Below are 22,506 nucleotides of genomic sequence, written 5' to 3'. Positions count from 1 at the left end.
CACCCAGAGGTTCCGGGGAGATCCGGGCCTTGCGTGAAGCCACACTTATTCACTCTTCACGTTCATTCGGAACAAGGATGCATATTCATGCGCAAGATCATTCTCGCTGCTGCCGTTGCCGGCGCCGCTCTCTCGCTCGCTGCTTGCTCGGAATCGACCGAGGATTCGGCTGAAGCAACCATGGACGCGGCTGCTGAAGACACCGCAGAGAACATGGACGCCATGGGCGAAGCCACCGAAGAAGCTGCTACCGACGCTGTTGAAGCGACCGACGAAGCAGCTGCTGAAGTCGAAGCTGAAGTTCAGGACGAGACCCCGGCTGAAGCCGAAGCTGACTAATAGTCACGCTGGTCTCGTTTCTTCCCGGTAACGGGAAGGGCGAACGGAAAAAGGGCGCGGCGGGTTTATCCTGCCGCGCCTTTTTCTTTGTCTGCCATCCGGAAAGTCAGGGCATGTCGCAGGTCAAGGTGCCAGCATGCACCAGCTGCGCCTCTACCGGGAGGGCCATCAGCCCGAGGCAGGCGAGCAGCGCATAGGCCGCGCGCAGGCGCGGGGCGAAAAGCGCCGCAAGCCCAAGCGCAAACACGCCGATCTGCGCGAGATGCAGCCAGCCAAAGAGGCGGGCCGGCATGCCGGTAGCGCCTCCTGTGCAAAACACTGAAATGCTGGGTAGCTCGGTGACGCTCAGCCAGAATGCCGCCGCTTGCGCTGCAAGCAGCGCAATACAGGCGGAAAGCCCGATTCTGCGCCGAAACTCAGGCGCCGCTAAATCAATTCTGCGCGAACTCAGTTCTGGGCAACGCCGCGCGCGGCATTGTCGTTCGCCGCATGGCGCGGCGAGGAAAAGCCGGCATAAAGCGTGCGGGTGATCTCCGCGATCTTGGCCGAGCGGGCGGCGGGGCCACCCTGTCCGGTGACATAGATCGCCATCACCACGATGCGCCCGTCGGGCATCTCGACAAAACCGACATCGCTGGCGGTCTTGTTCAGCGTGCCGGTCTTATGGCCGAAGACCGTGCCGCTGGGCAGGCCGGCCTTGATCCGGGTGCGACCGGTAATCGTGCGCGTCATCGCGCCCAGCAGCAGGCCGCGGCTGGAGGCGGAAAGCCATTTGCCTTCATGCAGGCCAGCAATCAGCTTCACCATCTGGTCGGGCGGCGTGCTGTCACGCACGTCGACATGGCGCGAAAGGTCATACTCCCAGCGATCGCGCACCAGCGTCGCGATGTCGCGGTCGATGCGAAAACCCGTGAGGCCGGTATTCTTGTGCACCCATTGCGTCACCGCCTTGGGGCCGCCCACGGCTTTCAGCAGCGCATCGGTCGCGGCATTGTCGGACCGGGTGATCATGCGCTCGATCAGGGTTTGCGCGCTCATCATCTGGCCGGGCTTGGTCGGGGCGACATTGCTGGAAAACGGCTTCGATGCGACCGGCACTTCCAGCGGGTACTGGTGGAACAGCGAGTATTTGCCCGCGTCCACGCCCGCAAGGAAAGTCGCGGCGACCGCGATCTTCGACGTGCTGGCCATGGGGAAGGGTTCATCGCCCAGGATCGAAACGGTTTCGCCCGTGGTCAGGTCAAGCGCGGCCACGCCAATACGGCCACTGCCCTGCGGCGCGGCGGCGAACAGCTGCTGTCGGAATTGTTCGGGGACATTCTCGTTCTGCTTATGCGCGTCGAGGATCGAACCTTCCGGTCCGTTCAGGAATTCCTCAAAGCTCTGCGCCTGCGCGGATGGCGCAGCCAGAACGGCGAGCGAAAGCCCCAGGCCCGCGAGCCCGGCACGGAAACGGCGAAACAGGTCGCCGGTGCGGCGTGTTTTGTGCATTTGCAGTCCCTTCATGCACGAAGACCTAGCAATATCCCGGTTCGCCAAGAATGAACGATCCGGGCCAATTCCTCAAGCCGTGCATAAATCGCGGTGAAAACTAATTCCCGGATCCCGGTGCAGGCTTCGATTCGGTCAAGGATTCGTCGGAACCGCCATTATTCGCCGCAGCCTGTCCGGTCATTTCGCGGGCCTGCGCCTTGCGCCTGCGCAGATTGGCGCGAAGCTGCGCGGCCAGCCGTTCCTCGCGGGTTGGGGGAGGTGATTTGGATCGCTCTGACATAGGCTTTCCATCGCAGCAGCAGGGCTGTTTCGCAAGAAGGCGTTCACACCGCTTGACATTGCATCCATGCCCAGCCAATAGCGCGCCCCTGCAAGGCGGTCGCGCCACACGGCGACGCCCCGCAATCTTGCTGCTGTAGCTCAGTGGTAGAGCGCACCCTTGGTAAGGGTGAGGTCGGGAGTTCAATCCTCCCCAGCAGCACCATTATCCCTTTAGATCGCTGACGATGGTGCCCCATGCAGGGCTTGGGCACAGCACATGGCTGTGCCGTTTCAGGCCAATAGGTCACGCATAAGGCGTTAGAAACGTTACATCTGCCGTCACCTTCCTAAATGCTTTTGCGGGCTGCCGAAGCACCGACTTAACGTGATCGAAACACCGGCCATGGCACGAGAGGACGATCGACTCGCGCCATTTCGCCGCGGGTGAGGAAGGTCGGAACACCGCTTATGTTGCAGTCGGTTCGGAACAAGCTGTCGATGCGTGCCCTGCTCGATGACGAGCATGGGGCGAGTTCTGCCGAATATGCGCTGATACTTGGCGTCGTGGGCGTCGGAGTCGGCGCGGCCATGCTCGTGCTCGGCAATAATGTCGGTGCCTCGGTGGATGGCAAGGTCGCTGATTTCGATCCGGTCTATGCCGGGTCGGGCACTGGTGGCGGATCTGGCGGCGGCAATGGCAATGGCAATGGCAGTGGCGGAACTACCGAGACGAGCATTCCCGATACCGGAGGCTCCGATACCGGCAGCGGCGACACGGGCGGATCCGATACTTCCACCGGGCCGGGCAATAGCGGCGGAAATGGTAATTCAGGCGGGAACGGGAACGGCAAGAACAAATAGGCACGGACGGACGCCGCTGCCGCGCAAAATTCTCCAGGGTCGAGAATCAGGGCGGCCCGGGTTTCAGCAACCCGGGCCGACTGTTTATCTGCGCGTTACAGCATCCGGCCGGTATCAGGCCGCTTTCAGATCGGCCCACTCGGGATGTTTGCGAAACGCGGCATCGACATAGCTGCATTGCGGCACGATGGTCTTGCCTTCGGCCCGTGCATCCTCAACCAGCCGTTCGACCAGCCGCGCCGCGATGCCGCGCCCGCCGATCGCGGGCGGGACCAGCGTGTGTTCGGCAATCAGCACATCGCCCCTCTTCTTATAGGTAAGGCGGCCGATATGATTCGTGTCTTCGGGGTGGGCGCGATATTCGCCGCCTGTTTCCCCGTCATCGCGGGTGATCTTCAGTTCGCTCATGGATGCTCCTTTCAAGGGGCAACCGATGGCGCGCGGGCGGGTTCCGCAGCTATCCTCTTGCGCCGAACAGGGCGGAGCCGACGCGCACATGGGTGGCGCCCAGCTGGACCGCGGTTTCGAAATCGCCGCTCATCCCCATCGACAGGCCGGTCAGGCCATTGTCCGCGGCCATTTTGGCCAGCAGCGCGAAATAGGGCGCCGGTTCGACGTTCAGAGGCGGCACGCACATCAGACCCGCAATCTCGATATCCGCATCGCGCGCCTGCGCAATCAGGGCGGGGGTTTCGGCAATCGCGCAGCCGCCCTTCTGCTCTTCCTCGCCGATATTGACCTGAATGAAGCAGGGGACACGCTTGCCCGTCTTGTCCTGCGCCTTGCCGATTGCCTTGACGAGGCTTTGCCGGTCCAGCGAATGGATCGCGTCGAACAGCGCCAGCGCATCTTCGGCCTTGTTCGATTGCAACTGGCCGACAAGATGCAACTTCGTATCGGGAAACGCCTCGATCAGTGCGGGCCATTTGTCTTGCGCTTCCTGCACGCGGTTTTCGCCGAACAGGCGGTGGCCTGCTTCCAGCAGCGGCCGGATCGCATCGGCGGGGTGCGTCTTGGAAATCGCGATGAGCGAAACGTCGTTCGCCTTGCGGCGCGCGATCTTGGCCGCATGGCGGATCGCGTCGTTGATCTCGGAAAGGGCTGGGTGAGGTGCTGGCACGGTCATGGCGCGCTGCTATAGCGAGGGCGTGACGATGTTCCAGCCCATAGATACAAAGCTGCCCCGCCTGTGGCTGATTTCCGATGCCCGCAATGATGCGATGCTGGAACGCGCCCTGCGCCGATTGCCAAGGGGGAGCGGGCTGGTGTTCCGGCATTATCACCTGCCCCCTGCGCAGCGCCGCCTGCGGTTCGACCGGCTGGCGCGGATCGCGCGGGGGCGCGGCCATGTCGTGGCGCTGTCGGGCACGGCACTGCAGGCAAGGCAGTGGGGCGCCGATGCGATCTATGGGCCGCCAGAGGCAATGCGGGGCGCAAATGGCCTGATGCGGCTGGCGACGGTGCATTCGCTGCGAGAGCTGGGCGAGGCACGCCGGGCCGGGGCGGATGCCGTGCTGGTCTCGCCCGTTTTCCCGACCCGGTCGCATCCCGGCGATGCGGTACTGGGTCCCGTCCGCGCGCTTATGCTGGCGCGGGAGGCTGGCTGCCCGGCGATATTGCTGGGCGGGATGAATGCGCGGCGTTTCCGCGGTTTTCGCGGCGTGCCACATGCCCATGGCTGGGCCGCAATCGACGGGCTGTCCACATGATCACGCACAGCCCTGCCAACAGGTAATCCACAGGCCGCGCCCACGCGCGCCCGCGCGATTGACCCGGATTCCACGCTGTCCGATAATCAGCGCCCATTCATCCGCACACCGCAAAGGAAGCCATAATGGCGACACGCGCAAAACAGGCGCCCGACTGGCGCGCAGCGCTTAGGGCCAGCATCAACCGTTCCGCCGAATTGTTCGGCGCGGCCATGCTTATCGCCTTCGCCATCTTCCTCGCGCTGTCGCTTGCCAGCTATTCGCAGACGGACCCCTCGCTTTCGACGGCGGCGGGCAATGCGGTCGAGAACTGGATGGGCGCGCCCGGCGCCTATGCCGCGGATTTGCTTTACATGCTGTTCGGCGGGATGGCGGTGCTGCTGCTGCCGCTGCTCTATGTCTTCGCTCGCCGCTTGTGGCAGCTGGCAGAGGACGAGCCCGTCGCACCCGGCCAGCGCTGGGTGCGCCCGCTGCTGATGCTCGTGGCGGCGATGCTGCTGCTTTCGACCGTGCTGTCCCTGTTGTTCGAAGACGCGATGTTCGGCCTGCCAGCCGGGATGGGCGGATTGTCGGGTCTGCTTGGCGCGAAAGTCGTGCATGCGGTCGGCGCTCTGGCGGGCGCATGGGATGAATGGCTGGTACTGGGGCTTGCCGTGGTGGCGCTGGCGGCGGGGCTTGGCCTTGCGGGCCGGGTGTTCGCGATCGACTGGGCGGGGCTGTTGACGCTGCCGGTTGCGCTGCATCGTTCGCGGGCGGAACGCCGCGCCGACCGCCCGGCCAGGCCCAAGGCGGAAAAGCCTGAGCGCAAGGTGCGTAGCGCCGCCATCGACGATTTCGATGACGAGGATGATTTCGACGCACCGGAAGAAGCCGCCAACCCCGAACCGCCCGCACGCCGCGCGCCGCAAATCGCCGACCCCAGCGCCGCGCCCAAACCCGCGGCCAGCCCGAAAAAGCCCAAGCAGCGCGAGTTGTTCGACCAGAAGTTCGAGCTGCCATCCGCCGAACTGCTCGCCGAACCGCCGGAGCAATCGGCCAAGGTGCTGGACAAGGCATCGCTTGAGGCGAATGCGCGCCTCCTCGAAACCGTGCTCGAAGATTTCAACGTCAAGGGTGAGATCACCGCGGTCCGCACCGGCCCTGTCGTCACCATGTACGAGCTGGAACCGGCCCCCGGCATCAAGGCTGCGCGCGTGATCGGCCTTGCCGAAGATATCGCCCGCAACATGAGCGCGATCAGCGCCCGCGTTTCGGCCATTCCCGGCAAGACGGTGATGGGCATCGAACTGCCCAACGCCGACCGCCAGACCGTGGCCCTGCGTGAGCTGATCACCAGCGAGGCCTTCGTCGATCACAAGGGCATGCTGCCGATCATCCTGGGCAAGGACATCGCGGGCGAGCCCATCGTCGCCGACCTTGCCGCCATGCCGCATCTGCTGGTCGCGGGCACCACCGGTTCGGGTAAGTCGGTCGGCCTGAACTGCATCCTGCTCTCGCTCCTCTATCACTTCACGCCCGAGGAAGTGCGCCTGATCCTGATCGATCCCAAGGTGCTGGAGCTGAAGAGTTACGACGATATCCCGCACCTGCTATCGCCCGTGGTGACCGAGCCGCCCAAATCGGTGCGCGCCCTGAAATGGGCGGTCGAGGAGATGGAGCGCCGCTATCGCATGATGTCGAGCATCGGCGCGCGCAATCTCGTTTCCTTCAACGAACGCGTCCGCACCGCCGCCGCCAAGGGCAAGCCGCTGGGCCGCCGCGTGCAGACCGGCTTCGACCCCGAAACGGGGGAGGAGATGTTCGAGGAAGAACAGCTCGATTACGAAGTGCTGCCCCAGATCGTGCTGGTGGTGGACGAGCTTGCCGACCTCATGATCACGGTCGGCAAGGAGATCGAGGTGCTGATCCAGCGCCTGTCCCAGAAATCGCGTGCGGCGGGCATCCACCTCATCATGGCGACGCAGCGGCCGTCGGTCGATGTCATCACCGGCGTCATCAAGGCGAACATGCCGACGCGCATTTCCTTCCACGTCACCAGCCGCATCGACAGCCGTACCATTCTTGGCGAACAGGGCGCGGAGCAATTGCTGGGCAAGGGCGACATGCTGTTCAAGGCGTCGAGCCGCCCGATCACCCGCGTCCACGGCCCGTTCGTATCGGACGAGGAAGTGGAGGCGGTAGCCGAATTCTGGCGCAGCCAAGGCGAACCCGCCTATGTCGACTCCGTCACCGAAGAGCCGGAAGACGGCGGCGGTTTCGCGTTCGACGATCTGGACGGTGCATCGGACAATCCCGACGACCGCAAATACATGCAGGTCTGCCAGATGGTGTTCGAAAACCAGAAGGCATCGGCTAGCTGGATCCAGCGGCAAATGGGCGTGGGTTACAACACCGCGTCGAAGTGGATCGAGCGCATGGAAAAGGACGGGCTGGTCGGCCCGGCCAACCATGTCGGTCGGCGCGAAATCTACCGCGACCGCGACGGGCAGGCGCTGTAACGCGCCCGCCCAGCGGGTGCTCAGTCCTTCTTCAGCGTGCGGTCGGGCAGGGGCCAGGTTACGCGCGGTTCCTCGAACAGGTCGGTGCCGCGCAGGAAATTGGCGCTGCCATGGCTGCGACCGATCAGGTCCAGCGCCGCCCCATCGATGCGCGGGCGCTCGGGCGGACCGGACAGGAATTCGTCGTCGATATGGATCGCGACGATCTCACCCAGCATGATGTGGAAATTGCCGCCGGTATCGATGGCTTTCCATAATCTGCATTCCAGCGACACCGGGGCCGAGGCGATCAGCGGTACCGAGACATGGTCGGCGGGCTTCGTCTCGATCCCCAGCACGTCCAGCTCGCTTACATCGCGGGGGGCATCGACACCGCTGTCGACCATGGCACGTGCATCGGCGCTCTTGACGAGGTTGATCGTATATTCGCCCGTGGCGAGAATGTTGCGCGCGGTATCCTTGGGGTCGCCCTCTGCCCGCTGGCCGATGCCCAGCACGCATAAAGGCGGGTCGGAGCCCAGCACATTGAAGAAGCTGTAGGGCGCGCAATTGAGGAGGCCGTCTTCATTGCGACTCACCACCCAGGCGATCGGGCGCGGCGTGACCGTATTGACCAAAAGGCGGTAACGTTCCGCCGGAGCCATGTTCGAAAATTCATATTTCATGGCTTCGGAATAGCTCTCGCAGCGGTTTGTTTCCAGACGATCCGCCGAAACTTGAGCCTGTGAAACAATGCATCTCCAAGACTTTGGATTGGTTGCGCTAACTTTTGTAGGGAGCATTGCCGGCGCGATAATTATTCCCGGCGTTATTAACCCGGTTTAAGTCGGCGGTGTGGCACTTAACCGGCCATGCGGAGTGGGACCTGCAGAATCGCGGCAGTCTTGTTACTGTTCATCGCGGCCATGATGGCAGGCACCGCACGGGCTGAAACGTCCGTGCGTCCGGTCTGCCACGCCCATTCCGACCAGGACCTCCCGACGCTTCAAAACGCAGCGGACCTGTCGCGCATCGACTGGATCTGCCGCAACGGCGATTACCGCGCGTCGGAGGACAACGCCTGGCTGATGTTCAGCGGCGACGATATTCAAGAGGCGGGCGGCGCCAGTCATTTCGTGACGCAGATATCGCGCTTCGACCGGATCGAGATCACGGCATTCGGCCGCGGCGGCGCGGTCACTCATGCGCGCTATGGTCCGGACGATGTCGAAGGCTATGCCGCAGGCCCCAACATGGCGCTGGCCATGCCGATCATCGAGGACATGACCGCCGTTGTCGTGCGCATCTCGAAGCCCTGGGGGACCGCAATCGCGGCAGAAGGCGTGCTGCAGCAGGCCACGACCGGGGCTCCGCTGGGCTGGACCACGCAGATGACAACCATGCTGGCGATCCTGATGGGCCTGCTGATCGCGCCGCTGGTCTATAATTACGCTTTCTTCCTTGTCCTGCGTGAACGGTTCATCCTGTGGCATATCGCGATGGTGCTGGGGATGACCTTCTTTCTCGGGACGACCAGCGGCATCTATTTGCGTTTCGTCGATGTGTCGCTTCCGGTCGCGGCCTTCATAAACCAGGTCGCATTCCTGTTCCCGACAGCGGCGGGCGCGGCCTTTTGCACCCATTTCATCGAGCCGTTCGCGATGAGCAAGCGCATGCGCGACTGGACGCTGGGGGCGGGGCTCTTCACTTTGTTCGTCGGCATCTACGCGAGCCTGCCGTTCGACTGGATGCGGCCCTTTGGCACCACGGTCTATTATCTGTCCTATGTCCCGCTGATCGCGATTTTTGTCGCGGGCATGTATTGCGCGGCGCGGCGGCGCAGCCGGGCAGTCTGGTTCCAGATCTATGGCTGGACCCCGATCCTGCTGGTCGGGATAGAGCGGATCATTCGCGGGCTCGGGCTTTATGCGGCGCCGGTCTGGCTCGACCAGGCGATCTATCTGACCCTTGCCTTCGAGATCGTGCTGACCGCACTGGGCGTCGTCGACCGCTTTGACGTGCTGCGCGCCGACCGCGACAAGGCGGAGGCGCGGATCGATGCGCTTTCCACGCTGGTCGACCGCGATGCGTTGACGGGCCTGTTCAATCGCCGTGCTCTGGAAACGCGCTATCCGGACCTGCGCGCCGATGGGTTCAGCGCGCTGGCGATCATCGACATCGACCATTTCAAACGCATCAACGACCAGTTCGGTCACGCCATGGGCGACCGCGTATTGCAGGAAGTCGCAGCGACCTTGTCGAGCGATGCCGACATCATCGGCTATCGTATCGGGGGTGAGGAATTCCTGATGCTGATGCGCGGCACCGATCTGCAGCGCCGCGCCGAACAGATGCGCCGCGCCATCTCGATCCGGGTCGCGAACGAGATCGAGGGGATCGACACTCCCGTCACCGCCAGCATGGGGCTGGTCGATACCACGCCCGGCGTCGCCACGACGCTGCGCCGTGTCTATGCACATGCCGATCGCCTGCTTTACGAAGCGAAGAATTCGGGCCGCAACCGCATGCTGAGCGAGCGTATCCAGCTGTTCGATGCGCCCATACGGCGCAAGGGCGAAGACCGCCGGACGGGCGAGCGCCGCGCAGCGGGCGCGGCGCACTAAAGGTCGTCGTTCGCGCCCTTTGGCACGAAGGGGGCGGCGACATCTGCCGGGATGCGCAGTAATCTGTTCGTCTTCCGGTCGATCATCGCCCAGTCAGACCGGACGGAGACGATGGGCTTGCCGACCGGCTCGCCATTTTCAGCCCTGAAGAAATCTACCTTCCGTTCGAAACGCGCACCGCGCGGCGGCTGCTCGATCCGCGTTTCGGCGATCACCTCGGCGCCTTCGGCGACATTGCCGCGATAGTCGATTTCATGCCGGGTCACGACCCAAAGATACGCGTCGAGATGTTCCTTGGGCGCCACGGCCTCCCAGTGGGCGGTGGCGACATCCTGCACCCATTCAAGCCATACCGTGTTATTGACATGGCCCATGAAATCGATGTGCTCTGCCGTGGTGGTGATCGTGATGCGATAGCTGGAAACAGGTGCGTCAGCCATCCGCCAGCTCCAGCCCTGTCATCCGCCAGCCAAGCCCGCGCCTTTCGAACACGAGCGCGCCCTTGCTCTCATCCGTGGTCAGGCGGAAGCTGTTGAGACCGGTGCGCTCAATGTCCCATTCGGGCTTTTCCTCCCGCGTGATCGTAATGCCGCTGGCGCGTCCCTTCTCGACGATGGCGGCCATGGTCTCGGGCGTGACCAGCAGATTGATCGCCGCGCCCGAAAGCCGCCCGGCGATGGCATTGCCAAGGCGGCCCAACACATCGTCGCTTTCGGAAGAACGGCGCTGGAGATCGGCCTTCACCTGCTCCTCCAGTGATATGCGCAGGGCCGGGAAGTCGATCCGCTCTCGCAGCGCCTGCTCGTCGCCCGCCCGCGCCGCCTGACGCAGATCGTGCAGCGCATAATATTGCGACCCGAAATACCAGCCGCCCACCGCCACACAGGCGATGAGCAGCAGACCCAGAAACTTCCTCATTCTTCGGTCATGCCCATCTGCCAGAGGATGAAGGCGAATTCCTCGGCTGTTTCCTTCAGCGAATCGAAACGGCCCGACTTGCCGCCATGGCCTGCGCCCATATTGACCTTCAAAAGCAGCTCATTGTCGTTGGTCTTCACCTCGCGCAGCTTGGCCACCCACTTGGCTGGCTCCCAATAGGTGACGCGCGGGTCGTTGAGGCCCGCGGTGACGAGCAGCGGCGGATAGGCCTTGGCCGTGACCTGATCGTATGGGCTGTAGCTGTGGATCAGGGTAAAGGCGTCCGGATCCTCGATCGGGTTGCCCCATTCCGGCCATTCGCCGGGGGTGAGGGGGAGCGTCGCGTCGAGCATCGTGTTCAATACATCGACGAACGGCACATGCGCGACGACCGCGCCCCACAGATCGGGATCGGAATTGATGATCGCGCCCATCAGCTCTCCGCCTGCCGATCCGCCCGATGCGGTGACGCGGCCCTTGGATGTATAGCCCTTGGCGATCAGCCCCTTTGCGACATCGACGAAGTCGTTGAAGGCATTGGTGCGCTTGGTCAGCTTGCCGTCGAGATACCACTGGCGCCCCAGATCGTCGCCGCCGCGGATATGCGCGATGGCATAGATGAAACCGCGATCAACGAGGGAAAGCCGCGCGGTCGAGAAATAGGGCGGCATGGCGATACCATAGGCGCCATAGCCGTAAAGATGCAGCGGGGCGCTGCCGTCCATCGGCGTTTCGGCCTTCATCATCAGCGAAACCGGCACTTCCGTCCCGTCGCGGGCGGTGATGACCACGCGCTCGGTCCGGTATTTCGCCGCGTCATAGCCCGAGGGGATTTCCTGCACCTTGAGCACTTCGAGACCGCCGGTCGCAACGTCGTAATCATAGACGGTGCCCGGCGTGACCATCGAATTGTAGCCGATGCGCAGAACGTCCATGTCCCATTCGGGATTGGTGCCCAATGACGCGACATAGCTCTCTTCGGGAAAATCGACCGGCGTGATCTTCGCCGGATCGGCGTAATCGCGGATCTCGATCTGGTCGAGGCCAGCGCGGCGACCCTCGATCACATAGAACTTCTCGAACAGGTCGACGCTGGTGATGTAGAACTCGTCCGATCCCTCGATCAACGTGGTCCACTCGCCGGGATTGTCCAGCTTCGCGGTGGCGACGCGGAAGTTCACATGATCGTCGTTGGTCAGGATATAGAGCGTGTCGCCCTTGATATCAGCCTCATACTCCACGCCCTTTGCGCGGGGTTTCAGCAGGATCTGCTCACCCTTGGGATCGTCGATGGGAACGATGCGGACCTCGCTCGTCTCATGGTCCGAAGTTTCGATGAACAGCCATTCCTCGTTCGAGGAAATGCCCGCGCCGCAGCGGAAGCCTTCGTCGTCCTCGTGGAAGATCTCGACATCGTCCGAAAGCGGCGTGCCCAGCGTGTGGAGGCGCACATTATCTGTGCGCCACTGCTCGTTCGCCAGCGAATAGGCGACCATGGTGTCGCCCGCCACCCATGCCAGCCCGCCCAGAGTGCCGGGAATGGTGTCCTCCAGCATTTCGCCAGTGGCAAGGTCCATGAACTTGGCCTCGAACCGTTCCGACCCGTCAGTGTCGGTCGAATAGGCGAGCTTCATTCCATCCTTCGACACGGAGAAGCTGCCGAGGCGGAAATAATCGAGACCCTCGGCCAGCTTCGCCTCGTCGAGGAGGAGGACCTTGCCCTCGGTCCCGTCGCGGCCGCTGCTGGCCGGTTTGCGCCACCACTGCTTGTACTGCGCGCCCTTTTCGAACTCGACCCAGTAATACCAGTCGCCATCCTTCTGCGGGACGGAACTGTCGTCCTCCTTGATGCGCGCCCGCATCTCGGCAAACAGCTTGTCGGTCAGTGCCTCCTGGTCCTTCATGCGGTGTTCGAACCAGGCATTCTCGGCCTTCAGGTGGGTCAGGATCTCTTCGTCGTCGACCTTGGGATAGCCGGGATCGCGCAGCCAGGCGTAGTGATCCTCCACCGTGATGCCGTGATGGGTGAAGCTGTGCGGCTTCTTCTCCGCAACCGGGGGTGCGGGAATGGCAGTCGTGGTGGCAGTATCGTTCACGCGGGGCTCGCTTTCTCTTGTATTCTGTCGAACGCGGCAGGCCTTGGGCCTGCGGCTGGAACTTCGGCTCAAGGGAAACTATGTTCCCCCCATAGATGCCGCAAGGCGAGCCACACGAATTTCAGGATATTTCCATGTTGATGCAGACCCACGAAGCCCGACTCTCCGCCCTTCGCGAAGAGCTGAAGCGGCGCGGCCTCGACGGGTTTATCGTGCCTTTGTGTGACGAGCATATGAGCGAATATGTCGGCGCCTACGCCCAGCGCCTTGGCTGGCTGACGGGGTTTGGCGGTTCGGCAGGGTCGGCCGCGCTGATGACGGAGAAGGGCAGCGGGAACGGTGCCGCGATCTTCGTCGACGGGCGCTACACGCTGCAGGTGCGCGAACAGGTCGATGGCAAGCTGTGGGATTACGAGAGCGTGCCCGAAACCTCGCCCGCGCAGTGGCTGACGAAGAACGTGAAGGCCGGGCAGAAGATTGGCTTCGACCCGTGGCTCCACGCCTTCGGCCAGTTCGAGCAGCTGAAGAAGGCGGTCGAGAAGAAGGGCGCGGAACTGGTCGCGGTCGAGGAGAACCCGATTGACAGCGTCTGGCAGGACCAGCCCGAACCCTCTGCCGCCAAGGCGGTGCCGCACCCCGATGAATTTGCCGGTGAGGCCAGCAGTTCAAAGCGCGAGGCCGTGGCCGAGTGGCTCAATGAAAACGGTGCCGATGCGGTCGTCATCACCGCGCTCGATTCCATCGCATGGCTGTTCAATATTCGCGGGTCTGACGTGAAGCGCACGCCCGTCGCGCTGTCATTCGCCGTGGTGAAGAAAGACGGCAGCGCCGAGCTTTTCATCGCGCCCGAAAAGGTGAGCGAGGACCTGCCCGCTCATCTCGGCAACCGTGTCTCCATCCGCGACCGCGCCGATTTTGAAGCGGCGCTGGGCGAATATGACGGCAAGACCGTCGCGGTCGATCCGACCCGTGCGGTTGCCGCGATCTTCGTCGCGCTGCTGGCGGGCGGGGCGAGGGTGATCAAGGCGACCGATCCGGTCGTCCTCCCCAAGGCCTGCAAGAACACCGCCGAAGTCGAGGGCCACAAGGCGGCGCAGCACCGCGATGCCGCCGCCGTCTCCAGCTTCCTTCACTGGCTGTCCGAAACCGCGCCCAAGGGGGAAGTGACCGAACTCTCCGCCGCTGCCAAGCTGCAGGGATGCCGCGAGGATACGGGCGTTTTGAAGGACCTCTCCTTCGACACGATCTCGGGCGCTGGCCCCAATGGCGCCAGCCCGCATTACAGCGTGAATGAGGACAGCAATCGCACGCTTGCGCCCAACAGCGTCTATCTCGTCGATTCGGGCGGGCAATATTCGGATGGCACCACCGACATCACTCGCACCGTCTGGGTCGGCCCCGATGAAGCGCCGCAATCGATCAAGGATCGCTATACCCGCGTGCTGAAAGGCCATATCGCGCTGGACCGCGCGCTGTTCCCCAAGGGGACCACCGGGCACCAGCTCGACGCGTTCGCACGCCAGTTCCTGTGGCAGGCTGGCGTCGATTACGCGCATGGCACCGGGCACGGCGTGGGCAGCTTCCTCGGCGTGCACGAAGGCCCGCAGAACATCTCGACCCGTGCCGTGCCGCAGCCGCTGATGCCGGGCATGATCTGTTCGAACGAGCCGGGCTATTACAAGGCCGGCGAATACGGCATCCGGATCGAGAACCTCGTGCTGGTCGAGACCCGAGAGATCGAGGGCGCGGAGCGCGAGGTGATGGGCTTTACCACGCTGACCCATGTGCCGATCGATCGAGCCCTGATCGACGTGTCCATGTTGACCGATGACGAACGCGCATGGATGGACGCCTATCACGCCAGGTGCCGGGAGATCATCGCACCGCAGGTTTCGGGGGATACGCTCGGCTGGGTGGAGGCGCAGACTGCCCCGCTTTCCTGACGCTTTGTTAAGGTTTTCGGCATTTTTCTTGAACGGAGATGAACGGCCCGGTGCAGGTGATACACCTTGCGACAATTTCGCCTGCACCGGGCATAATGCTGCGACATGACAGGCTTAGAAGGGTCAACAGAAGTCGCGGGGATGAAGACCGCAACCGGGTTTGTCCCTGATGTCCCCTCCCCCAAGCCCGATGGTCTTTTGATCCGCGACTTCGCCCCTTTTGGGGCCTTGTTCCAACCGTGATTTTGAGAGAGGCTTAATCACATGAAAAAGACCATTCTGGCAGCAAGCGCTGCTATCCTTGCCATCAGTGGTGTCGCTTATGCGGCGGCTCCGGATGAAACTGGCGGCAAGTTCGATCGTAACCAGCCCGTGACCATGGCCGATGCCAAGGCGAAGGCGGATGCGATGTTTGCAAAGATGGACGTCAATAATGACGGCCAAATCAACCAGGCCGACCGTCAGGCAAAGGTCGCCGAACATTTCGCCAAGCTCGATGCCGATGGCAATGGCTCGCTCAGCCTCGAGGAATTCTCGACCCGTCCGGAACGCCCGGAACGCGGCGAGCGCATGCGCGGCGAAGGAAAGCGCGGCGATCGCATGGCCATGCACGGCCAGCGCGGCGGTGAGCGCGGTCATCACGGCAAGCGTGGCGGCATGCGCGGTCACGGCGGTATGATGATGATGGGCAAGATGGCCGACGCCAACAACGACGGCACCGTCACCAAGGCCGAATTCGACGCCGCCTTCACCAAGCATTTCAGTGAAATGGATGCAAATGGTGATGGCACCGTGACCCCCGAGGAACGCAAGTCCGCGCATGAAAAGATGCGTGAGCAGTTCCGTGCCAAGAAAGAAGCAAGTGCTCAGAGCTGAAATCAAAAGCTCGGATGACATGGGGCGCGGCAGCTAATGGCTGCCGCGCCTTCATCCGCTGGTTCGAACGGGCCTGATCGCGTCCTCCTCGTCGATGACGAAAAGGCGCTGCGCGAGCCGCTGGCTGCCTATCTGACCAAGCAGGGTTTCGCCGTGCGCGAAGCCGAGAGCGCCGCGATGGCGCGCTCGATGCTGCGGTCCGAACCGGCGGACCTCGTGCTGCTCGACATCATGATGCCGGGCGAGGACGGGCTGTCGCTGTGCCGCCATCTGGTCGAGGCCAAGGGTACGCCGGTCATCCTGCTTACCGCACGCGGCGAGGCGACGGACCGCATTGTCGGGCTGGAAATCGGCGCCGACGATTATGTCGTGAAGCCTTTCGAACCGCGCGAACTGGTCGCCCGCATCCGTTCCGTGCTGCGCCGTTCGGCCCGCGCCGAAACCGCGCCCGCGCTGGAGCAGGATTACGGTTTCGAAAACTGGCGGCTCGACCCGTTGAAGCGCCGCCTGACTGATCCGGCGGGCGCCATTGTCGCGATCTCCTCGGCAGAATTCCGGTTGCTCAAGGCTTTCCTCGACCATCCGCGGCAAGTGCTTGACCGCGATCGCCTGCTCGACATGGTGCAGGGGCGCGAGGCGCATCTGTTCGACCGCAGCGTCGACAACGCGATTTCGCGCCTGCGCCGCAAGGTGGAGGACGACCGGTCGGACCCCCAGCTGATCCTGACGGTACGCGGCGGCGGCTATATGCTGGCTGCAGACGTTACCCGTCTCGACCCGGTGCCGGCGGAAGCCGCCGAATAGGGCGCGGGTCCGTGCGCTCCTTCCGTTTCTGGCCCCGCAGCCTGCAGGGGCAGATGCTGCTGGCCATCGCGTTGGCGCTGCTGGTCGCGCAGTCGATCGGAGCGGCGTTGGTGTGGCGCGCGCAGGTGGAGCGGTCCGAAAGCTCGATCGCGCATGCGCTGGCGTTCCGCATCATCGGCGGAGCACTGAGATCCGAAGGCATGGACATGGACCGGCGCGATGCGCGCCGCGTGTTGCGGGCCCTGCGCCGCGGCGACGAGGGACCGCACCCGATGCGGCTTGTTCGCGGCGAGGACAGCGGGCGTATCGATGACGAGCGCGATGCAGATCTTGAAGAGCGACTGGCCGAGATCCTTGCGGCACAGAGCGTGGAGATCGCCGAGCTGGAAGTATTTCGCCGTCCGGTAAAGGAAGACCCCGTCGCAGCGCGTTCCGTCGCACGGCGGCTGGAGCGCGATATCGGTGACCCCGGTCCGCCCCGCACGGTGATCGTCGCCGCTGCACGGCTGGAAGCCGGCGACGGCTGGCTGATTGCCCGCACCTTTGATCCGCCCCGCGATCGCGGGCTGGGCGGCAGCCTTATATTGCAGACCATACTGATCTATGTGCTGCTGGTAGGCGCGGTCGCGCTGCTGCTGCGCCGCATCACCGGGCCGATGAGCGCGCTGACCCGCCGGGTGGAGCAATTCGCGCGCGATCCGACGCTGCCGCCCGACGGGCAGGTCGCGCCGCAGGGGCCGCTGGATACGCGCCGGCTGATCAATGCGCATAACCGCATGGAATCGCGCATCGGGGCGCTGCTCGATGAAAAGGACGTGATGCTTGGCGCGATCGGGCACGACCTGAAAACGCCGCTGGCGGCGCTGCGTGTGCGCATCGAATCGGTGGAGGATGATGCCGAGCGCGAGGCGCTGGTGCGCACCATTTCCGACATCACCAATACACTCGATGACATCCTCTCGCTCGCCCGCGTGGGCCGCCCTTCCGATCCGGTGGAGACGACCGAGCTATCCGCCCTGGTGATCGGGGTGGTCGAGGAATACGAGGACATGGGCGAGAATGTCGAACTGGGCGATACGCAGCGCGTGGTGCTGCCGCTGCGCGCGACATGGGTGCGCCGCGCGATGCGCAATCTCGTCAGCAATGCGGTCCGCTATGCGGGCGGGGCCTATGTCTGCACGGCCAAGCGCGACAATCAGGCCATCGTGCGCGTCGAGGACGAGGGGCCTGGCATTCCCGAAAACGAGATCGCCTTCATGATGGAGCCGTTCCAGCGCGGCGATCCCTCGCGCAATCGCGGGACGGGCGGGGCGGGCATCGGCCTTACGCTGGCGCGCGCCATCGCCGAACAGCATGGCGGCACGCTGACCCTGTCCAACCGGACTGACGGGAAAACCGGGCTGATCGCCGAAATCGCCCTTCCGCTGGAGCCGAAGGAAAAACCGCGCGGGCGCGGTTAGCGCATCAGGCCGCCGATAAGGTTGCGCACGAACCGTCCCGCCACAGCGCCGCCGATGCTGGTCGCGATCGTGCCTGCCGCTGCCGTTGCGGCATTGCGCATGGGGTTTGAACTGGTCTTACGCCCCGTCACTTTGGCCGCGATGACCGTGGCGGCGCTGCTGGCGACCGCGCCTGCGGCTGCCTTGCCCGCCTTTTCCCATAGGCTGGTCGTCTTGCGCGGACGCCTGGCGACTTCCTCCTTGCCCTTTTCCTCGACTTCTTCGGCGGTGGCGGCGGCATCGGCGGCTTTCGCCAGCAGCACTTCCTCGGCGCTTTTCCGGTCGATGGCGGTGTCGTATTTCCCCTCCACCGGGCTGATCGAGCGGATGATCGCGCGTTCCTTTGCCGTGATCGGGCCAAGGCGCGAACGCGGCGGCTTGATCAAAGTGCGCTGCACGATTGATGGCGCGCCATCCTCCATCAGCGTGGAGACCAGCGCCTCGCCCACTTTCAATTCGGTGATGGCGGTCGCTACGTCGAGATCGGGGTTGATGCGAAACGTTTCCGCCGCCGCCTTGATGGCGCGCTGATCGCGGGGGGTGAAGGCGCGCAGCGCGTGCTGCACCCGGTTGCCCAGCTGGCCCGCCACGTCTTCGGGAATGTCGATGGGGTTCTGCGTCACGAAAAACACGCCCACGCCCTTTGACCGGATCAGGCGCACCACCTGTTCGATCTTCTCCTCCAGCGCCTTGGGCGCATCGTCGAAAAGGAGATGCGCCTCGTCGAAGAAGAAGACGAGTTTCGGCTTATCGGGGTCGCCCACTTCGGGCAGGGTTTCGAACAGCTCTGACAGCAGCCACAGCAGGAAGGTGGCGTAAAGCTTTGGGCTGCGCATGAGCTTGTCGGCGGCGAGCACGTTGATCAGGCCGCGGCCCTGTTCGTCCACGCAAAGGAAATCGTCGATTTCCAGCGCCGGTTCGCCAAAGAACATGTCGCCGCCCTGCGTGCGAAGCGACAGGAGCGAGCGCTGGATCGCGCCGACGCTGGCTTTCGACACATTGCCGTATTTCGCGGAAAGCTCGCTCGCATTCTCGGCGCAATGGGCCAGCATGGATTGCAGATCGTCGAGATCGAGCAGCAGCAGGCCTTGTTCATCGGCGTAATGGAAGGCGATGTTGAGCACGCCCTCCTGCGTGTCGTTCAGATCCATCAGACGGGCGAGCAGCAAGGGCCCCATTTCCGAAATCGTGGTGCGGATCGGGTGGCCCTGTTCACCGTAAAGATCCCAGAACACGGCCGGATTATCGGAATAGGCATAGTCTTTCATGCCCAGTTCCTGCGCCCGGCCTTCCAGCTTGTCGGCGTGCTTGAACGTGGGCGAACCCGGCATGGAAATGCCCGACAGATCGCCCTTTACGTCTGCGACGAAGACCGGAACGCCATCGGCCGAAAAGCTCTCTGCCAAGCCCTGCAGGGTGACGGTTTTGCCCGTCCCGGTCGCGCCTGCGATCAGACCGTGGCGATTGGCGCGCGACAGGGCGAGAGACTGGCGCTCTCCATTGGCGCCAAGGCCGAGGAAGATCGTGCTGGTGTCATCGGCCATCGCTGCTCTTTGCGTCCCTTTGTTCGGCGACCCGCGTTCACCTGTCGGTCAAGCGCCGGCCGCTATGCAACTGCCGCCTGATTGCCGTTCCCCGCGGCCAAAGGTCAAGCCATGCGGAGCTTTTGACCCGCCATGACGTTTGTCGATGTGAATCGCCCCTTCGTCGGCACCGAACTTTGCGTGGCGCGCGCGCGTGCGCTAGGGCGCGCGCAAGACAGTTACAAAGGAAACCTCATGCGCAATCTCACCCCTCGCTGCGCCATCATCGCACTTGCGGCCGCTTCCCTCTCGGCCTGTGCGAGTGTCCCTGCGGAAACCACCGTCGCCGCCGCGCCCGCCCCGGCTGCCGATGCGGTAACGCCGCTGCGCAGCGATGTGGTGACCGAACTGCCGCGTGTCGCAACGCCCAGGCATTATTCGATCATCGTCAATCCCGACATGGATGCGATGGCGTTTACCGGCAATGTCGCGATCGACCTCACCGTGTTCGAGCCGACGCAGGCGATCACCTTGAACGCCAATAATCTTACCTTCTCCAGCGCGAAGCTGGTGGCCGCTGACGGCAGCACCATCGCGCTGACGCCGGGTAGCATCGCCGATAACCTGACCGTGCCGTTCAACGCCGCGCAGACCATCGAGCCCGGCGATTACCGCATGGAAATCGCCTATGCGGGTGAGATCAACACGCAGGCTTCGGGCCTCTTCGCGCTCGACTATCCCGACAAGCGTACGGGCGAGGATGTGCGCGCCCTCTTCACCCAGTTCGAAGCGCCCGATGCGCGCCGCTTCGTGCCGAGCTTCGACGAACCTTCCTACAAGGCGACCTTCGACCTTGCCGCCGTGGTCCCGGCCGACCTGATGGCGGTGTCGAACATGCCCGTCGTCTCGAGCGAAGAGCAGGGCGATGGCACCAAGCTGGTGCGTTTCGACACCACGCCGAAGATGAGCTCCTATCTCCTCTATTTCGGCCTCGGCGATTTCGAACGCATGGCGATGAAGGCATCGGACGGCACCGAGGTCGGCATCGTCTCGCCCGCAGGCAGCGGCGAGCAGGCGCGTTTCGCGCTTGAGGGGCTTGCCCAGATCGTCCCCTATTACAACGATTACTTCGGCGTCGATTACCCGCTGCCGAAGCTCGACAATATCGCCGGGCCCGGCTCCTCGCAGTTCTTCTCTGCCATGGAGAACTGGGGCGCGATCTTTACGTTCGAGCGCCTGCTGCTCGACGATCCCAAGATCACCAGCGCTGCCACCCGCCGCGCGATCTATGACGTGCAGTCGCATGAGACCGCGCACCAATGGTTCGGCGATCTCGTCACCATGGGCTGGTGGGACGATCTGTGGCTGAACGAAGGTTTCGCCAGCTGGATGCAGACCAAGTCCACCGATCATTTCCATCCCGAATGGGACCAGCTGATGCAGCGTATCGGCGGGCGCGAAGCTGCGATGGGCATGGATGCTTTTGCCACCACCCACCCCATCGTGCAGGAGATCGAGGACGTTTCCGCCGTTGAGCAGGCCTTCGACGCCATCGCCTACCAGAAAGGCGAGGCGGTGATCTCGATGCTGGAGGCCTATGCGGGTGAGGATACCTGGCGCGATGGCCTGCGCATCTATATGAAAAAACACGCCTATTCGAACACCAAGAGCGCCGATCTGTGGTCTGCGATCGAACAGGCGGGCGGCACCGGTGTCAGCGAAGTGGCCTATGACTTCACCACCAAGCCGGGCGTTCCGCTGGTCACCGTGACCGGCGCGACCTGCGAAGGTGGGAACACGACCATCAGCCTGAAGCAGGGTGAATTCAGCCTTGATCGCAAGGCCGAGGTGACCGCCGATCCGCAGAGCTGGCGCGTACCGCTGCTGCTGCGCACCGGTGCCGACGGGGGCATGCGCGAACTGCTGGAAGGCACGGCGAGCTACACCGTGCCGGGTTGCGGCGCGGTGGTCGTCAATGGCGGCCAGCTCGGTTATTTCCGCACGCTTTATACGCCTGAAATGCTCGACAAGATCATCGCGGCTTTTCCGACGCTGGCGCCGATGGACCAGTACGGGCTGATGCGCGACAATCTGGCGCTGTCGTTCGCGGGTTATCAGCCGATGGGCGAGGGCCTCGACGTGCTGGCAGCGGTGCCAACCTCGGCAGAGGGCGTGCTGGCCGAAAGCACGACCAATCGCCTTTACGAATTCTATGAGTTCCTGGAAGACGATGCCGCCAAGGCCAAGCTCGCCGCCTATGCGACAAAGCACTGGCAGCCGCGCCTGATGGAGCTGGGCTTTGAGGCGAAGGCCGACGATTCCGTCGTCAATGCCGAACTGCGCGATTCGCTGATCCGCAATCTTGGCGCGATGGGCGATCCATCGGTGCTGGCAGAGGCTGACCGCCTTGCTGCTGCGCTCGCGAATGACCCCACGGCGCTCGACGGTCCGCTCAAGCAGACCTGGCTGGCCGTGATCGCGCGCAACGCCGATGCGGATCAGTGGAACATGCTGCGCCGCCTCGCCAATGAAACGACGAGCGCAGTGGAAAGCGACAGCTATTTCACCGCATTGGGCGCGGCCAAGGACGAGGCGCTGGCGAAGCAGGCGCTGGAACTGGCGCTTACCGATGAGCCGAGCAAGACGGTTGCGGCCAATATCATCTCGGTCGCCGTCAGCGGGCATCCGGAAATGGGCTATGCCTTTGTCAAGGCGAACCGCGATGCGGTGGCCGAGCTGGTCGATCCTTCGGGCCGCAACGCCTATCTCGCCCGGCAGGCCGCCAAGGGCGCGCCCGAACAGGCCATCGCTCAGCTGGAAGAGCTGCGCGCCAATGTTCCGGCGAGCGATCATGGCGTGATCGACAAGGCGATCGCACAGGAGAAATACAGCCTCGCCAATACCGCGCGCCAGCGTGAAGGCCTCTCGGCCTGGGTCGACACGCTTTAAAAACGGATCGTCCCCAAAGACGCCACGACATGGCGGAAACGGAATGGCTTTTGCCGATAAAGCATCTTTCCGTTTCCGCCATCATCACGCTAGAAGCTTGCGGCGGGGTGAATTTTCCTGATGCCCCGATAAT

The 22,506-nt window shown here is 63.6% G+C and carries 20 protein-coding genes and 1 tRNA gene; 11 read left to right on the top strand and 10 right to left on the bottom strand.

The window, feature by feature from the left end:
* The first annotated feature begins 87 nt into the window (after positions 1 to 87).
* Positions 88 to 339: a hypothetical protein gene (locus A9D13_RS12810; RefSeq protein WP_066774345.1), complete on the top strand. Its 252-nt coding sequence runs from the start codon at positions 88 to 90 to the stop codon at positions 337 to 339.
* Between the two features lie 106 nt (positions 340 to 445).
* Here the strand turns inward: A9D13_RS12810 and A9D13_RS12805 are convergent, their stop codons facing one another.
* From A9D13_RS12805 to A9D13_RS12795, 3 genes are all read right to left on the bottom strand, one after another.
* Positions 446 to 631, bottom strand: coding sequence for a hypothetical protein (locus A9D13_RS12805; protein WP_066774344.1), 186 nt, complete (start codon positions 629 to 631; stop codon positions 446 to 448).
* Positions 632 to 786: 155 nt separating this feature from the next.
* On the bottom strand, positions 787 to 1,830 hold the full coding sequence (locus A9D13_RS12800; RefSeq protein WP_066774674.1) for a class A beta-lactamase: 1,044 nt from the start codon (positions 1,828 to 1,830) through the stop codon (positions 787 to 789).
* 100 nt (positions 1,831 to 1,930) lie between these two features.
* Positions 1,931 to 2,113 carry a hypothetical protein gene (locus tag A9D13_RS12795; protein WP_066774341.1) on the bottom strand — a complete coding sequence of 61 codons (183 nt, stop codon included), beginning with the start codon at positions 2,111 to 2,113 and terminating at the stop codon, positions 1,931 to 1,933.
* Positions 2,114 to 2,242: 129 nt separating this feature from the next.
* Between A9D13_RS12795 and A9D13_RS12790 the strand changes: the two genes are divergently transcribed.
* A tRNA-Thr gene (locus A9D13_RS12790) sits at positions 2,243 to 2,317 on the top strand.
* A gap of 245 nt (positions 2,318 to 2,562) precedes the next feature.
* Complete coding sequence (locus A9D13_RS20550; RefSeq protein WP_066774339.1) at positions 2,563 to 2,955, top strand: hypothetical protein; 393 nt, start codon at positions 2,563 to 2,565, stop codon at positions 2,953 to 2,955.
* Positions 2,956 to 3,069: 114 nt separating this feature from the next.
* On the opposite strand, the gene A9D13_RS12780 is transcribed toward A9D13_RS20550, so the two are convergent.
* Both A9D13_RS12780 and A9D13_RS12775 read right to left on the bottom strand, forming a co-directional pair.
* The gene (locus A9D13_RS12780) at positions 3,070 to 3,363 is read right to left on the bottom strand and encodes a GNAT family N-acetyltransferase (RefSeq protein WP_066774337.1); all 294 of its coding nucleotides are present in this window, start codon (positions 3,361 to 3,363) and stop codon (positions 3,070 to 3,072) included.
* 49 nt (positions 3,364 to 3,412) lie between these two features.
* A complete protein-coding gene (locus tag A9D13_RS12775; RefSeq protein WP_066774336.1) occupies positions 3,413 to 4,081 on the bottom strand; it encodes a YggS family pyridoxal phosphate-dependent enzyme in 669 nt (222 codons plus the stop codon).
* On the opposite strand from A9D13_RS12775, the gene A9D13_RS12770 reads away from it, so the two are divergent.
* Together A9D13_RS12770 and A9D13_RS12765 are read left to right on the top strand one after the other, a co-directional pair.
* Positions 4,080 to 4,664: a thiamine phosphate synthase gene (locus tag A9D13_RS12770; protein WP_066774335.1), complete on the top strand. Its 585-nt coding sequence runs from the start codon at positions 4,080 to 4,082 to the stop codon at positions 4,662 to 4,664. The two genes, A9D13_RS12775 and A9D13_RS12770, sit on opposite strands and share 2 nt — an antisense overlap.
* 125 nt (positions 4,665 to 4,789) lie before the next feature.
* Positions 4,790 to 7,162 carry an FtsK/SpoIIIE family DNA translocase gene (locus A9D13_RS12765; protein ID WP_066774334.1) on the top strand — a complete coding sequence of 791 codons (2,373 nt, stop codon included), beginning with the start codon at positions 4,790 to 4,792 and terminating at the stop codon, positions 7,160 to 7,162.
* A 20-nt stretch (positions 7,163 to 7,182) separates the two neighbouring features.
* On the opposite strand, the gene A9D13_RS12760 is transcribed toward A9D13_RS12765, so the two are convergent.
* Positions 7,183 to 7,827: a flavin reductase family protein gene (locus A9D13_RS12760; protein ID WP_066774333.1), complete on the bottom strand. Its 645-nt coding sequence runs from the start codon at positions 7,825 to 7,827 to the stop codon at positions 7,183 to 7,185.
* A 219-nt stretch (positions 7,828 to 8,046) separates the two neighbouring features.
* On the opposite strand from A9D13_RS12760, the gene A9D13_RS12755 reads away from it, so the two are divergent.
* Complete coding sequence (locus tag A9D13_RS12755; RefSeq protein ID WP_066774329.1) at positions 8,047 to 9,765, top strand: sensor domain-containing diguanylate cyclase; 1,719 nt, start codon at positions 8,047 to 8,049, stop codon at positions 9,763 to 9,765.
* Here A9D13_RS12755 and A9D13_RS12750 read toward each other — a convergent pair.
* The 3 genes from A9D13_RS12750 to A9D13_RS12740 are packed head-to-tail and all read right to left on the bottom strand — an operon-like array spanning position 9,762 to position 12,779.
* Entirely contained in the window at positions 9,762 to 10,205 is a 444-nt protein-coding gene (locus A9D13_RS12750; protein WP_066774328.1) for an acyl-CoA thioesterase, read from the bottom strand. The genes A9D13_RS12755 and A9D13_RS12750 overlap by 4 nt on opposite strands.
* Positions 10,198 to 10,683 carry a DUF2939 domain-containing protein gene (locus tag A9D13_RS12745; RefSeq protein WP_066774327.1) on the bottom strand — a complete coding sequence of 162 codons (486 nt, stop codon included), beginning with the start codon at positions 10,681 to 10,683 and terminating at the stop codon, positions 10,198 to 10,200. The genes A9D13_RS12750 and A9D13_RS12745 overlap by 8 nt, the downstream gene beginning before the upstream one ends.
* Complete coding sequence (locus A9D13_RS12740; protein ID WP_066774325.1) at positions 10,680 to 12,779, bottom strand: S9 family peptidase; 2,100 nt, start codon at positions 12,777 to 12,779, stop codon at positions 10,680 to 10,682. The genes A9D13_RS12745 and A9D13_RS12740 overlap by 4 nt, the downstream gene beginning before the upstream one ends.
* A 140-nt stretch (positions 12,780 to 12,919) precedes the next feature.
* Between A9D13_RS12740 and A9D13_RS12735 the strand changes: the two genes are divergently transcribed.
* The 4 genes from A9D13_RS12735 to A9D13_RS12720 all read left to right on the top strand — a co-directional run bounded on the left by A9D13_RS12735 (position 12,920) and on the right by A9D13_RS12720 (position 17,862).
* Positions 12,920 to 14,722, top strand: a complete 1,803-nt coding sequence (locus A9D13_RS12735; protein WP_066774672.1) for an aminopeptidase P family protein — start codon at positions 12,920 to 12,922, stop codon at positions 14,720 to 14,722.
* 264 nt (positions 14,723 to 14,986) lie between these two features.
* Entirely contained in the window at positions 14,987 to 15,598 is a 612-nt protein-coding gene (locus A9D13_RS12730) for an EF-hand domain-containing protein (RefSeq protein WP_066774324.1), read from the top strand.
* 36 nt (positions 15,599 to 15,634) lie between these two features.
* Complete coding sequence (locus A9D13_RS12725) at positions 15,635 to 16,402, top strand: response regulator (RefSeq protein WP_066774323.1); 768 nt, start codon at positions 15,635 to 15,637, stop codon at positions 16,400 to 16,402.
* Positions 16,403 to 16,413: 11 nt separating this feature from the next.
* Positions 16,414 to 17,862 (top strand): sensor histidine kinase, encoded by a 1,449-nt coding sequence (locus A9D13_RS12720; protein WP_229665440.1) that lies wholly within the window; start codon positions 16,414 to 16,416, stop codon positions 17,860 to 17,862.
* On the opposite strand, the gene A9D13_RS12715 is transcribed toward A9D13_RS12720, so the two are convergent.
* Positions 17,859 to 19,445 (bottom strand): helicase HerA-like domain-containing protein, encoded by a 1,587-nt coding sequence (locus A9D13_RS12715; protein WP_066774321.1) that lies wholly within the window; start codon positions 19,443 to 19,445, stop codon positions 17,859 to 17,861. The genes A9D13_RS12720 and A9D13_RS12715 overlap by 4 nt on opposite strands.
* A 234-nt stretch (positions 19,446 to 19,679) precedes the next feature.
* On the opposite strand from A9D13_RS12715, the gene A9D13_RS12710 reads away from it, so the two are divergent.
* Positions 19,680 to 22,373 (top strand): M1 family metallopeptidase, encoded by a 2,694-nt coding sequence (locus tag A9D13_RS12710; RefSeq protein WP_066774668.1) that lies wholly within the window; start codon positions 19,680 to 19,682, stop codon positions 22,371 to 22,373.
* Positions 22,374 to 22,506 lie beyond the last annotated feature (133 nt).

This window comes from Croceicoccus mobilis (assembly GCF_001661965.1).
Classification (GTDB): domain Bacteria; phylum Pseudomonadota; class Alphaproteobacteria; order Sphingomonadales; family Sphingomonadaceae; genus Croceicoccus; species Croceicoccus mobilis.
This window is presented reverse-complemented; position numbering and strand designations above follow the sequence as displayed.